The organism is Salmonella sp. SSDFZ54, assembly GCF_004010735.1.
GTDB lineage: Bacteria > Pseudomonadota > Gammaproteobacteria > Enterobacterales > Enterobacteriaceae > Salmonella > Salmonella enterica.
Genome location: NZ_CP034819.1, coordinates 345,519 through 360,476 on the forward strand (window position 1 = coordinate 345,519; position 14,958 = coordinate 360,476).

Annotated in this window: 11 protein-coding genes; 4 read left to right on the top strand and 7 right to left on the bottom strand. The window is 51.8% G+C overall.

The features are described 5' to 3' along the window. Positions 1–192: 192 nt before the first annotated feature. The 3 genes from pgtA to pgtC are packed head-to-tail and all read right to left on the bottom strand — an operon-like array spanning position 193 to position 4,626. Positions 193–1,440 (bottom strand): two-component system response regulator PgtA, encoded by a 1,248-nt coding sequence (gene pgtA, locus EOS97_RS01640; protein ID WP_000930843.1) that lies wholly within the window; start codon positions 1,438–1,440, stop codon positions 193–195. Beyond that, positions 1,430–3,436 (bottom strand): two-component system sensor histidine kinase PgtB, encoded by a 2,007-nt coding sequence (gene pgtB, locus EOS97_RS01645; RefSeq protein ID WP_051129189.1) that lies wholly within the window; start codon positions 3,434–3,436, stop codon positions 1,430–1,432. Before pgtB ends, pgtA begins: the two co-directional genes overlap by 11 nt. Then, entirely contained in the window at positions 3,433–4,626 is a 1,194-nt protein-coding gene (gene pgtC, locus EOS97_RS01650; protein WP_000467983.1) for a phosphoglycerate transport regulator PgtC, read from the bottom strand. The genes pgtB and pgtC overlap by 4 nt, the downstream gene beginning before the upstream one ends. A gap of 435 nt (positions 4,627–5,061) precedes the next feature. On the opposite strand from pgtC, the gene pgtP reads away from it, so the two are divergent. Further along, positions 5,062–6,453 carry a phosphoglycerate transporter PgtP gene (gene pgtP / locus EOS97_RS01660; RefSeq protein ID WP_000955747.1) on the top strand — a complete coding sequence of 464 codons (1,392 nt, stop codon included), beginning with the start codon at positions 5,062–5,064 and terminating at the stop codon, positions 6,451–6,453. A 238-nt stretch (positions 6,454–6,691) separates the two neighbouring features. Here pgtP and EOS97_RS01665 read toward each other — a convergent pair whose 3' ends face one another. Then, positions 6,692–6,934: a YfdY family protein gene (locus EOS97_RS01665; protein WP_000639886.1), complete on the bottom strand. Its 243-nt coding sequence runs from the start codon at positions 6,932–6,934 to the stop codon at positions 6,692–6,694. Positions 6,935–7,455: 521 nt separating this feature from the next. On the opposite strand from EOS97_RS01665, the gene lpxP reads away from it, so the two are divergent. Together lpxP and ypdK are read left to right on the top strand one after the other, a co-directional pair. Further along, entirely contained in the window at positions 7,456–8,376 is a 921-nt protein-coding gene (gene lpxP, locus EOS97_RS01670; RefSeq protein WP_127836108.1) for a kdo(2)-lipid IV(A) palmitoleoyltransferase, read from the top strand. Between the two features lie 402 nt (positions 8,377–8,778). After that, on the top strand, positions 8,779–8,850 hold the full coding sequence (gene ypdK / locus EOS97_RS01675; RefSeq protein ID WP_010723117.1) for a membrane protein YpdK: 72 nt from the start codon (positions 8,779–8,781) through the stop codon (positions 8,848–8,850). Between the two features lie 49 nt (positions 8,851–8,899). Here the strand turns inward: ypdK and alaC are convergent, their stop codons facing one another. Both alaC and glk read right to left on the bottom strand, forming a co-directional pair. Then, positions 8,900–10,138 carry an alanine transaminase gene (gene alaC, locus EOS97_RS01680; RefSeq protein ID WP_000763118.1) on the bottom strand — a complete coding sequence of 413 codons (1,239 nt, stop codon included), beginning with the start codon at positions 10,136–10,138 and terminating at the stop codon, positions 8,900–8,902. Between the two features lie 722 nt (positions 10,139–10,860). After that, positions 10,861–11,826 (bottom strand): glucokinase, encoded by a 966-nt coding sequence (glk, locus tag EOS97_RS01685; RefSeq protein ID WP_000170381.1) that lies wholly within the window; start codon positions 11,824–11,826, stop codon positions 10,861–10,863. 203 nt (positions 11,827–12,029) lie between these two features. On the opposite strand from glk, the gene EOS97_RS01690 reads away from it, so the two are divergent. Beyond that, complete coding sequence (locus EOS97_RS01690; RefSeq protein WP_000468920.1) at positions 12,030–13,265, top strand: ion channel protein; 1,236 nt, start codon at positions 12,030–12,032, stop codon at positions 13,263–13,265. Positions 13,266–13,284: 19 nt separating this feature from the next. Here the strand turns inward: EOS97_RS01690 and EOS97_RS01695 are convergent, their stop codons facing one another. After that, entirely contained in the window at positions 13,285–14,937 is a 1,653-nt protein-coding gene (locus EOS97_RS01695) for an alpha-keto acid decarboxylase family protein (protein WP_001180853.1), read from the bottom strand. Positions 14,938–14,958 lie beyond the last annotated feature (21 nt).

Below are 14,958 nucleotides of genomic sequence, written 5' to 3' on the forward strand. Positions count from 1 at the left end.
TACATTTATTACGCCAGAGAACTTGACGCATTTTTACCTTATATTGAAGTTAAGAAATAGAATTTGATGCTCAGGTGAATAATAAGCAATCTATAATCATGATGGAATGATTTACCATTACGGTGATGCGACGTTATCTGGCTAACGACATCGTTGCTGATGTTGTCAGCCAGATTGAAAGTAACTGTAATATCAGAATTTATAATGCTCTTTACTTAGACCATATTTTTTCATGCGCAGATAAAGTTTTTTACGGGGAATTTGCAGGTACTCCGCCACTTCATTAATTCGTCCCTGATGAATATTTAATGCTTCGGTAATAATTTGTCGCTCATACTCTTCAACGCGCCGGTCAAGCGGGGTCGGCTCCTGCAGAAGCAACTGCGGGTTGACCGTTTCCGCCAGCGGCAGCACGCCAACAGCAAAAAGCTCTGCCGCATTAGCCAGTTCGCGCACATTGCTTGGCCAGGCGCGTCGCATTATTCCTTTCAGTAATTCCCCCGCTATTTCCGGCACTGGATGATTGAGTCGCAGGCAGGCTTTTCGAAGATAATGGCGAAATAACGGCTCGATATCATCCGGTCGCTGAGAAAGAGACTGGCAGGCGATTTGGGTCATGGCGAAACAGTAGTAAAGCTCGGCCGCAATCTGGTTAGCTGCCGCCTGCTCCACCAGCGAAGCGCTGCCAACGCCCACCAAACGAAAAGGCCGATGCTCCAGGCTTTGTAAACGCGCCAGATGGTGCTGCTGTTCGCGTGTCAGATATTCGGGATGACTCAACACCAGCGTGCCTCCTTGCGCCTGGTCGATGAATGTCTCCAACTGCCCGGCATTCTCCGGCGTCAGTTCATAGCGTACAAACGGCCCTTTCGCGTTACGCCCCAGTTGATGGAGATAACGGGCGCCAGTCATACGTCCAGTGCCATGCTCACCGTAAAACCATACGGCAATGTCCGTTTCCGCCAGTTGTTGTAACCGTTGTCGAAACTGATTCATCCACTCGCTGCGCCCAATCAATTCAACCTGTAACGTCTGCTGGCAATATTGCCGCCGTGCAATGACCGACCGACGCTGGCGTAGCGCGTCTTCAATTAATATCAACAGTTTGCCCGGATCGACGGGTTTTTGCAGAAAATCCCAGGCGCCCTTTTTCACCGCATCAACCGCCATCGGTACATCGCCATGTCCGGTAATCAATAAGATTGGCAGTTGATCGTCATCCTGATGAAACAGCGTCATAAGATCGATACCGGAACACCCCGGCATACATACATCGCTCAAAACGATCCCCTCCCAATCCGCTTTTACCCACTCTTTGGCCTCGAAAGGATGGGTAAAGCCACGCACGCGGTAGCCTGCCTGCTCAAGCATTTGGGTATAGGCGTCAAGTACATCAACGTCATCATCAATCAGCAAAATAGAACATTCATCATTCAACATCATCGACATCCGTTACCGAGAATTGCAGCACCACGCAAGCGTTATGCGTTAGCGTCGACGCCAGACGCAGGTCGCCCTTCATTTGCGCCATCAGCGACACGCTAATCGACAGCCCAATACCCAACCCGACAGCTTTACTAGTGGTAAACGGCTTGAGTAAAGAGGGCAACAGCGCCCCAGGCCAGCCAGGGCCGTTATCTGCAATATAAACCTCCAGCGCCTCTCCCTGCGTCTGCCATGTCACCGCGATCGCCGCATCATGCGAACAGGCGTCAAGCGCATTCGCCAGCACATTCACCAGAACCTGCTGAATACGCACTTCATCGCCGCTAACCCATACGGTGTCGGTTGGCAGTGAAAGCGCTCCCTGCCGGGATTGGTGGCGCATGGCTAATAACTCCCATGCCGCCACGAAGGTTTGGCGCAGATCAACGGGATACAATGGCGTTTCCAGCTCCGCCCGGCGGGTAAACTGCCGCAGCGAACGAATAATGGCGTCAATCCGGTTAATGAGCCCTTCCGCTTTGGTGAGCGTATTTCTCGCCTGTCCGCTCTGACCTTGTTCAATCGCGCGTCCCGCCGTAAATAAATACATTGAAAGCGCATTCAGCGGCTGGTTAATTTCATGCGCCAGCGTGGTCATGGTCTGGCCGACTACCGCCAGTTTCGCCGTCTGAATCAACTCATCCTGCATGGCGCGCAGGTCGGCTTCTATCTCTTTGCGCTCGGCGACCTCTTGTTCAAGCTGCCTGCGTTGCATATTGAGCTGGCCCAGCGTATGACGTAGCAAACGGGCTATCCGTCCTAGCTCATCGCGCCCGTAAACCGGGATAGTCGAGTCGGTTCTCCCCAGCCCTATCTGTACCACAGCCTGATTAAGCGCGGTAAAACGCTTTACCAGCCGGGAACGGATAAAATAGTGGTTGAGTCCCCAGGCCAGCAGCAACGCCAGGAGCGTCGCCACTAAAATAAGCCCGCCGCTAACGCGAACAATCTGTTCCAGGCGTTGATTGAACGTCTGCATTTGCTGGTGACTACTACCTAACTGCGCCTCAAGCAGCGTGCGAAAGCGCCCTAGCGTAGCCTCTCTGGCGCGGCTGGCGTCCAGTAAGGCTTTTTGCGCCGCAACATAATCGCGCATGGTATCGGGCATCTTATTTTTTACCATCCCGATTTCCAATAGTTCGTCGATGGTTTGCCGCAGCGTGATCGTACTGGGCCAGTCATCGAGCGCACGAATATTCTCATCCGCCGTTTTTTTTAGGTTTTCCAGATAGCGAATATGGGTCTCCACCAGCATCCCGTCATTATTGCCGGACTTGAGCTCATTCAATCTGTCGCGCAGGTCGTCAACAATCTGATTTTCAATTCGCGCCAGGGTATATACCTGCTGCTGCTCGTTCTGCACCTCGCGCGAACGTTGCAAATACTGCGCTGCATCGCCCTGATTCGCCTCAATTTGATCGAGTAGCGTCCCTTGCTGCCAGGTAAAATCCTGTACCAGCGAATTTAGCTCCGTGGTGAAATCATCATGGAGCCAGTCGATGCGAGCGGAAAGCTCACTGACTTTCTCCCGCACCAAAAACATGTTGTAGAGGGCGTTGTCCAGCTCCGCCAGCAAGGTCCGGCTATCCTGTAAAATGACGGCCAGTTGCCGGCGCTCAGCAAGCTGAAGCCCCTGACTGAGACGCTCAATCTTATCCAGATGCTGAATAATCTGCGTACGTAACTGCAAACGTACCGTCGTGTTCGGCGCCAGCAAAAATTCATTGAGTTGATCCACGGCCAGATTCAGGTTCCCCTCAATTAAAAAAGCGGAGTGGATGCGAGGAAAATATTCATCAAGCGAATAGCGAACCTGCGAACTTTGCTCATGCCAGGAATAAAGGCTGACCATACTGACAATCAGCGTCAGTAATGCGCCAGTTAAAAATGCGCCCCGTAAACTGTTGCTGATACTGAGCTGACGAAGCCGTTGCAATAATCTCCCCTTCATTTCAGCTCTTCCAGTTTGTGAATCGCCAGCCGCTGATTGTTCAGAAACCAGATCTGCCACTCCATCATTTTTTGTTCGGCAAAGCTTTTATTATCAAACTGCGCCAGCCAGGTTTCATCTTCGCTGCTTGCCGCATCCACCGGGACGCTGGTCAATAAGGCTCTGATTTCAGGTAAGGGGCGTTTAAGCCGCGTTTCTGCGCTGTGCAACGCTCGCCATGCATCTTTAAGCTGCGCAAGTCGAAAACTGATCGCGGTATCAAACATGCGTTGTACCAGTTGCTGACGCTTCAGGATCAGACGATAGTTCAACGGCGGCTGGGCCATCAAACGCTGTTGTTGCGCGGCGCGAGGATTATCGGCGCTAAGCGGTGCGACGGGATACTTACCGGTATTCGCGTCAGCCAGTATCCTTTGCCCTTTCGGACTTAATAAGTAATGAATAAAAGCACGCGCTTCATCTGCATGACGGCTGTTTTTCAACACCGCGACGTAAGTGGGCGACACCGCAGAATACGGGAAATAGGTAAAAGCAAGATTAGGATCGTTAAGTAGCAAATTAGCATAGTTATCAATGACCGGCCCGGCAACGCCAAGCCCGCTTTTGATTTTATCCGCTACGCCGAAACTGCGAGAGGAAATCGTGACCAAATTACCCGAGATTGCCAGCAGCGTCGCCCATCCTGCCGTCCAGCCTTTTTGCTGCAACAGCGACTCCACCATCAAATGATTGGTGTCTGAACGTGACGGACTGCTCATTAATAGAGCGCCCTGGTAACTGGGCAGGCCCATATCCTGCCAGTCGGCAGGCGGCGGAAGATGGCGCGCAGCGAGCGCTGAACGATTGATCAATAGCCCAAATCCGGATACCGCTACCGCCACTGAAGTTGAGCGGATAGAACGCGGCACCAGCTTCTGGCTGGCGGCAGGCGCGCTATCCAATAGCGCCAGCTTTTGGTGCTCCTGAAGGTGTTGCAACAGCATGGGGGATGACGTCAGGATCAGATCGACATTTTCCGCATTCGCCGTATCAAGTAATTGCTCTAAAGAACCGCTGGTACGGTTGAGCGTACGAATCATGACGGAACCCGGCTCCGTCTGCCAGCGCTGGATAATCCAGGCGGTCGCGCTGGGTGAAAAGGTCGTTGCCATCACCAGCTCGCGGCTGTACGCCTGGCAAGAACCGAACATTGCCGCCAGCCATAGCGTAAAAGCGCCCACTCTGGCGAAACGACTACAGCATGAGAAAAGTCGATTTGTGATCCCGTTCATAAATATCGATATCACATAAAGAAAATATTGAGACAAAACTTACCCTTTTATTTCTGTTGGCATCCAGAACAACGTTATTTGAATAATAACGGGTCCGTCGCCCGAAAACATCAATAAAGCGTATCAGATCACTGGCAGCAAATTTGTTAATATCCGCACATGCTAACGATAAAACGGCCATGTCAATAATTAAAGTTTCACCACACCCTTCAGAATGGGTCAAAAACAACCTTTAAATTCACCCAATTGAGTCAATTTTGACACATTTCTTCGACTTGAATTTTATTGTCACTCCTTTCACTCTACCGACAAAACCTCCTGATGTTCATCTCACTATAAAATACAGGTGACTCCATGTTAACAATATTAAAAACAGGGCAATCGGCGCATAAAGTCCCACCGGAAAAAGTCCAGGCTACGTATGGTCGATATCGTATACAGGCATTGTTAAGCGTATTTCTGGGGTATCTCGCTTACTATATAGTCAGAAACAATTTCACATTATCGACGCCTTATTTAAAAGAGCAATTGGATCTCAGCGCTACGCAAATCGGCCTGCTGAGTAGCTGTATGCTTATTGCTTACGGAATCAGTAAAGGCGTAATGAGCAGTCTGGCGGATAAAGCCAGCCCAAAAGTCTTCATGGCGTGCGGTCTGGTACTCTGCGCGATTGTTAACGTTGGGCTGGGATTCAGTAGCGCATTCTGGATATTTGCCGCTCTGGTGGTCTTCAATGGCCTTTTTCAGGGCATGGGCGTCGGCCCCTCGTTTATTACTATTGCAAACTGGTTCCCTCGTCGGGAACGCGGACGCGTAGGCGCCTTCTGGAATATCTCGCATAACGTTGGCGGCGGGATCGTCGCGCCTATCGTCGGTGCGGCTTTTGCGATATTGGGCAGCGAACACTGGCAAAGCGCCAGTTATATCGTTCCGGCCTGCGTCGCCGTCATTTTTGCCTTAATTGTTCTGGTCTTGGGAAAAGGTTCGCCGCGCGAAGAAGGTCTTCCCTCCCTGGAACAGATGATGCCGGAAGAAAAAGTCGTACTGAAAACGAAGAATACGGCAAAAGCGCCGGAAAATATGAGCGCATGGCAAATTTTCTGTACTTATGTGCTGCGCAATAAAAATGCCTGGTATATTTCGCTGGTGGATGTCTTCGTCTATATGGTGCGGTTTGGCATGATTAGCTGGTTGCCTATCTATCTGTTGACAGTAAAACACTTTTCAAAAGAACAGATGAGCGTCGCGTTTCTCTTTTTCGAGTGGGCGGCAATTCCCTCTACGCTACTGGCAGGCTGGCTGTCAGATAAACTGTTTAAGGGCCGCAGAATGCCGTTAGCCATGATTTGCATGGCGCTGATTTTTGTCTGTCTGATCGGATACTGGAAAAGTGAATCTTTGCTGATGGTAACGATTTTCGCCGCCATTGTAGGTTGTCTGATTTACGTCCCGCAATTCCTCGCGTCCGTACAGACAATGGAGATAGTCCCCAGCTTTGCCGTAGGTTCCGCCGTCGGTTTACGTGGGTTCATGAGCTATATTTTCGGCGCCTCGTTGGGCACCAGCCTGTTTGGCGTCATGGTGGATAAACTGGGCTGGTACGGCGGATTTTATCTTCTGATGGGCGGCATCGTGTGCTGCATTCTATTCTGTTACCTCTCCCATCGCGGCGCGCTGGAACTGGAACGCCAGCGCCAGAATGCGTTACATAATCAGGACTCACTGCAGCTTGCGGACGCGCAATAAACGATTAGCCTTCCCGGGGAACAGAAGCGCCGATATTATCGGCGCTATCTATTCACTGACATCGTGTATACCCAAGATAATTCGAGTTGCTTAAAGGCGGCAAGGGAGTGAGTCCCCTGGAGCATAGATAACGATGTGACTGGGGTGAGCGACGTCCCGTCAGGGCGAGGCCCATGAATGGGCCGAGTAATCCATAGCCAACACATCAGCAACTTGAAGTATGAAGGGTATGTACTGACTAACGCTTACCGTATCCCACCATAAAGCGAATAATTAACCCACATGCCGGTGCGAGAAAAAGCAATAATCCGCTAACGATGTCATCGCCATCCTGCAGCCATACATTGAGTAAATAAATCAGCGCGGCAAGGATAACCATTCCCGTAAAAGAAGAAACCGCAGAAAAAGCCCCCATCACCTGACCGATATAGCAACTCACGGCAAGTATACTTATTGCAAGAAATGTCCATAAATAGATCATCTATAATACCTCCTGTCTATGGCAAGGCTTCCATATAGCCTTACGGTCCCTCTCACTTCTCCTTTAAGATAAACCTTATCAGCACGTCATTTCCATAACATTTATCTCACATTTTATTTTTCTAATCATTTTTCAATAACCTTCGTCTGAAATAAAATTATCACTGTAAAAACAATGCATTAAAAATAATGATTAGCTTATTTTTGCTACGGGAGAAATATTTACGCTTCTTGATAAAGAATTTCTGGGCGCGAGTAAATAACTGGTGGTACATTAGCCTGCCTGGCGTTCATGCCCTCGTGGTTTAGTACTGACTTAGTTTTACACTCCTTACGGGAACCATTGTCGTACATGATGGCCTAACTATACGTAAATCATTCAAGTTACCCTGATGGGCTTACTCAAGTAAGTGCTTCGGATAAGCGAACGCAACTTGAAGGATGATGCGTATTTCAGAGTGTACCGCTGCGGATAATGACTCTTCTGCGATACATTATTTTCGTATCTACAGAAGGTATTTTATGTTTCCTCAAAGCAAATTTTCACGCGCGTTTTTGCACCCGCGCTACTGGCTGACGTGGTTTGGCGTTGGCGTCCTCTGGTTACTGGTGCAGCTTCCCTACCCGGTTTTGCGTTTTCTGGGCACCCGCACCGGTAAGCTGGCGCGCCCCTTCCTGAAGCGACGTGAGTCGATCGCCCAGAAAAATATTGAACTCTGTTTTCCGACCCTCTCCCGGGAAGAAAGGGAAAAACTGATCGCCGAGAATTTCCACTCTCTTGGCATGGCGCTGCTTGAAACGGGCATGGCCTGGTTCTGGCCTGATAGCCGGGTTCGCAAATGGTTTGATGTGGACGGGCTGGACAACCTTACCCGTGCGCAGGCGCAAAATCGCGGCGTAATGGTCGTTGGCGTGCATTTTATGTCGCTGGAATTGGGAGGCCGGGTAATGGGTCTCTGCCAGCCGATGATGGCGACCTATCGTCCGCATAACAATCCGCTCATGGAGTGGGTGCAGACGCGCGGCCGTATGCGCTCAAATAAAGCGATGATCGGCAGAAACAATCTGCGCGGCATTGTGGGCGCGCTAAAAAAAGGGGAAGCCATTTGGTTTGCTCCCGACCAGGACTACGGCCCTAAAGGCAGCTCCTTTGCGCCATTTTTCGCGGTTGAAAACGTCGCCACCACCAACGGCACCTATGTACTGTCCAGGCTGTCTGGCGCCGCCATGTTGACCGTTACAATGGTAAGGAAATCCGATAACTCGGGTTATCGTCTGTATATTACCCCTGAAATGGAAGGTTACCCGGCAGATGAAAATCAAGCCGCTGCCTATATGAATAAAATTATTGAGAAAGAGATCATGCGCGCCCCGGAGCAATATCTCTGGATTCATCGCCGTTTCAAGACTCGCCCGTTGGGGGAAGCGTCACTCTACATCTGAAAAAGGCCGCAAGGCCTTTTATTTTGTCATTTCGCATTGCCATAATATTCACATCGTAAATTACTCATTCCTGCTTTTAGCGATAAGTCTCCTGTTTACAGGCGTTTTTTTACTGTGTCGGCGGCGTCGCTCAATAGCGATTCATCACTGTCAGAAATTAAACTGTCGCCGATTCCCGACACTTGTAAGTTACTAAAAGTAAATAAGAAAATGCCTCTTGTTTCACCTCATTTTTAGGCGTACATTAGCGCCGTCTGGAGCGATGACGCGCAGAATTCTGAGGTGATGCAGGCGGTCGAAACACGAATAATTCTCAATTTCGTATTGTCCGGCATCAACTCTCTATAATCAGGTAAGTGTAAGTTCATTTAGGCGTACGACAGGTACGCGGAGAGATGAAACGTGAAATATTTCTTTATGGGCATTTCATTTATGGTCATCGTTTGGGCCGGTACTTTCGCCCTGATGATTTAAAAGTACAATGCAAAGAAAAACAGGAGCCATGGGGCTCCTGTTTGCTTTTCTACTCCGTGCTCGCCTCAACGGGTTTTGGATGTGACGGCAGCACGCCATCGGCGCGGAACATCGCTTTAATCCCTCTGACGGCCTGGCGAATGCGGTCGCGATTCTCTATTAATGCAAAGCGTACATGGGTGTCGCCATAATCACCAAAGCCTATCCCTGGAGAAACGCAAACCTTCGCCTCATTCAGCAGCTTCTTGGCAAACTCAAGCGATCCCATCGCCGCATATTGCTCCGGGATTTTCGCCCAGACGTACATTGAGGCTTTCGGCATTTCAACCATCCAGCCCGCCTCATGCAGCCCCTTCACCAGCACATCGCGACGACGTTTATACTGCTCGGCGATATCGCGCACGCACTGCTGATCGCCTTCCAGCGCGGCGATAGCCGCCACCTGAAGCGGGGTAAAGGTGCCATAATCGTGATAACTTTTAATGCGCGCCAGCGCGCTGACCAGGGTTTTATTGCCCACCATAAACCCAATACGCCAGCCCGCCATATTATAGCTTTTCGACAGCGTGAAAAATTCGACCGCCACGTCGCGCGCGCCAGGCACCTGCATAATGGATGGCGCTTTCCAGCCGTCGTACACGATATCGGCATACGCCAGATCGTGCACCACCAGCACATCATAACGTTTAGCCAGAGCGACCACTTTTTCAAAAAATTCCAGTTCGACGCACTGGGCCGTAGGGTTAGACGGAAAACCCAAAATCATCATTTTCGGTTTCGGATAACTTTCGCGAATAGCGCGCTCCAGCTCGTTGAAGAAATCCACTCCCTCTACCAATGGAACCGAACGCACCTGCGCCCCGGCGATAACGGCGCCATAGATATGAATCGGGTAACTCGGGTTCGGCACCAGAACCGTATCACCATGATCCAGCGTCGCCAGCATTAAATGCGCCAGTCCCTCTTTGGAACCGATGGTCACAATCGCTTCGGTTTCCGGATCGATATCGACATCATAACGTTCCTGATACCAGTGAGAAATCGCGCGGCGTAAACGCGGTATGCCGCGAGACGTGGAATAACCGTGCGTATCCGGACGCTGCGCGACGGTGCAAAGTTTTTCGACAATGTGGGGAGGGGTTGCGCCATCAGGATTACCCATACTGAAATCAATAATATCTTCGCCGCGCCGACGCGCAGCCATTTTGAGTTCAGCGGTGATGTTAAAAACATAGGGCGGAAGGCGATCGATACGCGTAAAGCGACGTTCAGGGCGGAAGTCAGCCATAATATCCTCAGATTAACGTTAGCGCCCGGACCGTCCGAGCGACGCTGCCACGATGGTGGCTCCTTTAGAAAATAGCCTGAAAATTTTCTTCCTGTCGAGAGGCTAATGAAAATATTTTTTAGCGACGAAAAAAGAGGAACAAGCGTAAAAATTTACCTTTTAAGCATGTCAGTTATAGCATCAAACAAATCATATTATTAACAACTTGATATCATTGAATTTACCTAATGTGGCGCAGCCGACGATAATTTCCTGTCAATAAACCTTATCTCAAATAATCCCCTTTTGATTTTGTGGTTTTTCCTCTTTAACCAAAATCCTTACTAATGATAATGGTATTCGATCATGTCATATTGCGGTGTTTTTCAGGGACATTTACCCGAAAATGAGGATCCTTTCCAGCAAGATGCCGCGATGAAACCGTAAATAAGGCAGCGAACCGGATACGTATAGTAAAATAAATCCCTGTTTTCGCCTGACTAACCGCCATGACATGATGACTCAACGCGCCGGTGTTTGACCTTTCGCTCAGCAAGAGTAAAGTGAAATAATTCAGACAGTTGAATCATTCATGCACAGGAAAAGCAATGAAAAAAACCGCGTGAGGCACGCGGTTTGAGACTGGCAAGAGAATGATTAATTGCCTGATGACGCTGCGCTTATCAGGCCTACAGATGACACACTTTTGTAGGCCGGATAAGGCGTTTATGCCGCCATCTGACTTATAGAATATGGCCTAATGTCTGGCGCAGATGCGCGCCGGAGCCTAACAAGCCAGGATTATCATGGACAATCAGATAGACCGGAATACTGTGTACATAATCTTTAAAGCGGCCTTTATCTTCAAAGCCCCCACGGAAGCCGGACGCTTTAAAAAATTCCAGGAAGCGCGGGACAATACCGCCAGCGATATAAACGCCGCCAAATGTCCCCATGGTTAACGCCAGGTCGCCGCCAAATCGCCCCATGATGACGCAAAAGAGCGACAACGCGCGGCGACAATCGATACAGCTATCCGCCAGGGCGCGTTCGGTAATATCTTTCGGGCGCAGATTTTCCGGCAGACGGTTGTCGGACTTAACAATCGCCCGGTAAAGATTCACCAGCCCCGGGCCAGACAGCACGCGCTCGGCGGAAACGTGGCCAATTTCGGCGCGCAATATTTCCAGAATCATAGCTTCTTCTTCGCTATTAGGCGCAAAATCGACATGCCCGCCTTCGCCCGGAAGGCTAATCCAACGCTTATCCACATGCACCAGATGCGCCACGCCCAAGCCGGTTCCCGCGCCATACACCGCAATAGGTTTGCCGTCTACCGGTTCGCCGCCGCCGAACTGAATTAAATGCTCTTTTTTCAGCATCGGGATCGCCATCGACACGGCGGTGAAATCGTTGATGATTTCCAGATGGCTAAAGCCGAGATTTTTTTTCATTTCCGCAATAGAAAAAGCCCAGGTATGGTTAGTCATCGCTACCCAGTCACCGGTAATCGGGCAGGCTATGGCGATACAACCATCTTCCACGCTGACGCTATGCTCATCGAGATAAACGCGCACCACGGCCTCAAGACTCGGATAATCCAGGCCGGAATACGTTTTGGCCTGCGAGATTTCTCCACTGGCGATATCACACAGGGCAAGACGCGCATTCGTGCCGCCTACATCTCCTACTAAAGCATACTTTGTCATTCTTCTACTGCTCCGCTAAAGTCAAAATAAGTCTTTGTCACACTGTAAATTCATGGGGGCATAACAACAACGGCCATCAGGCTGACTGCCTATAAATATAGATCTTCATCACAGAATTACTTTCTTGTTTCAGCACCAATTGCAGCAATGCCGTCGGGCAGGCTGTGCAAAATAGGTATACGACCCCGTGTAAGGAAGAGATTATGTTCCACCCGCGTGCCCGAACGATGCTGCTGCTGTCGCTCCCCGCGCTGATTATTGGCGTAGCGTCAAGCCTGGTTTTAATCGCGGCGATGAAAGTCGCGTCGGTTTTTCAGCAATTTCTTTGGCAACGACTGCCCACCAGCATCGGCATCGCTTATGATTCGCCGTTCTGGATAGTGGGTATGCTCACGCTAACCGGGATCGTGGTGGGTTTAATTATCCGTTACAGTCCTGGACACGCTGGCCCCGATCCGGCCATCGAACCGTTAATCAGTATGCCGGTCTCGCCATCTGCGCTGCCCGGGCTGCTTCTCGCCTTAATCATCGGCCTTGCTGGTGGGGTAAGTTTGGGGCCAGAGCATCCGATAATGACAATAAATATCGCGCTGGCGGCGGCTTTCGGCTCCCGCCTGTTTCCGCGTATCACGGCGTTAGACTGGACGATTCTGGCCTCTGCGGGCACCATCGGCGCGCTGTTCGGCACGCCCGTCGCCGCAGCGCTGATTTTTTCGCAAACGCTTAGCGGCTCTAACGATATTCCCATGTGGGATCGCCTATTTGCGCCGTTAATGGCGGCAGCGGCGGGGTCACTCACCACCAGCCTGTTCTTTCATCCGCATTTTTCGTTACCCATCGCCCATTACACGCAGATGCGGCTGGTGGACATTGCCAGCGGAGCGATCGTCGCGGCGATCGCCATTGCCGCCGGGATGGTCGCCGTCTGGTGCCTTCCGCGTCTGCATGAGTTGCTGCACCGACTGAAAAATCCGGTCCTGATTCTCGGCATTGGCGGTTTTATACTGGGTATTCTGGGCGTCATTGGCGGGCCGCTTACCCTGTTTAAAGGCCTGGACGAAATGCAACAAATGGCGTTTAGCCAGACGTTGGGCGCGGGAGATTATTTTACCTTAGCCGTCGTCAAACTCGCTGCGCTGGTCATCGCGGCGGCGAGCGGCTTTCGCGGCGGGCGCATTTTTCCGGCTGTGTTTATCGGCGCGGCGCTGGGGCTCATGCTCCATGCCCATGTTGAGGCCGTACCCGCGGCGATTACCGTCTCCTGCGCGATTCTTGGCTTAGTGCTGGTAGTGACGCGCGACGGCTGGCTCAGTCTGTTTATGGCGGCAGTCGTCGTACCGGATACCAATCTGCTGCCGCTGCTCTGCATTGTGATGCTCCCCGCCTGGCTATTGCTGGCGGGAAAACCGTTGCTGGCCGCCAACCGTCACGAACCCTAATCCGGCGCAGCGGGGGCCATTATCCCCCGTTGCGGGCTTCCAGCGCCCGGGTCACGGTACGCAGTAATTCCGGCAGATCGGCTTTTGGCAACATCACTTCAATAAATGACAGACGTTGTGGGCGCGCCAACCGTTCGAGGACCTCTGCCAGTTGGATAGCCTGCGTCACCCGCCAGCACTCCGCCTGTTGCGCCGCGTTTAGCGCCGGTGGTATCTGCGTCCAGTTCCAGCTCGCGATGTCGTTATACCGCTGGGCCGCGCCGTGAATGGCGCGCTCTACGGTATAGCCGTCATTGTTGAGCAGCAGGATGACCGGCGCCTGCCCGTCGCGTAACATCGAGCCCATCTCCTGAATCGTGAGCTGCGCCGCGCCATCGCCGATAATCAGAATCACCCGCCGATCGGGACAGGCGGTTTGCGCGCCAAACGCGGCGGGCAAGGAATAGCCGATAGACCCCCACAGCGGCTGAACCACAACTTCCGCGCCGTCAGGAAGCGACAGCGCGGCAGCGCCAAAGGCGGCGGTCCCCTGGTCGACAAGGACAATATCGCCGGGTTTGAGATACTGCTGTAAGGTTTGCCAGAAGCTTTCCTGGGTCAGTTCTCCCTTATCAATCCGCACTGGCTGTCCGGCGGAACGCGTCGGCGGCGGCGCAAAAGCGCATTCCAGGCACAGTTCGCGCAGCGTAGACACCGCCTGCGCCATCGGGAGGTTGAACCAGGTTTCGCCGATGCGCGACGCGTAAGGCTGAATCTCCAGCGTGCGTTCCGCCGGCAATTGTTGGGTAAATCCGGCCGTAAGGGTATCGACAAAACGGGTGCCGACGCAGATAACCCTATCGGCGTCCTCTATGGCCTGACGCACTTCTTTGCTGCTGGCGCCAGCGCTATAGGTGCCAACGAAGTTCAGGTGCTGTTCATCAAAAAGCCCCTTCCCCATCAGTAGTGTCGCATGAGCGATGGGCGTTTCCGCCATCCAGCGCTGCAACAGTGGTCGTAAACCAAAACGCCCGGCAAGAAAGTCGGCCAATAGAGCAATGCGCCGACTGTTCATCAGGCACTGACGGGCGTGGTAACGAAAAGCCGTCTCCACGCCGCTTTGCGCTTCATGCACGGGCAACGCCAGCGCCTGCGTAGGCGGGATGGCCGTTTTTTTCGCCACGTCGGCGGGCAGCATGATGTATCCTGGCCTGCGTGCGGCAAGCATTTCACCCAATACGCGGTCAATCTCGAAACAGGCGTTCTGTTCATCCAATATTGCGCTGGCAGCGGATATCGCCTGACTCATGCGATAAAAATGACGAAAATCGCCGTCACCGAGGGTATGGTGCATCAATTCGCCACGTTGCTGCGCAGCGCTACAGGGCGCGCCGACGATATGCAAGACCGGGACATATTCCGCGTAACTGCCCGCGATACCGTTAATAGCGCTAAGTTCTCCCACGCCAAAGGTGGTGAGTAGCGCTCCAGCGCCCGACATGCGCGCATAACCGTCCGCGGCATAAGCGGCGTTCAGCTCATTGGCGCATCCCACCCAACGCAAGGTCGGGTGGTCAATCACATGGTCAAGAAACTGCAAGTTATAATCGCCCGGTACGCCAAAAAGATGGCCAATGCCGCATCCTGCCAGTCTGTCCAGCAAATAGTCGGCCACGGTATAGGGGTTTTGCATGACAGCTTTCCTTTTGACGTT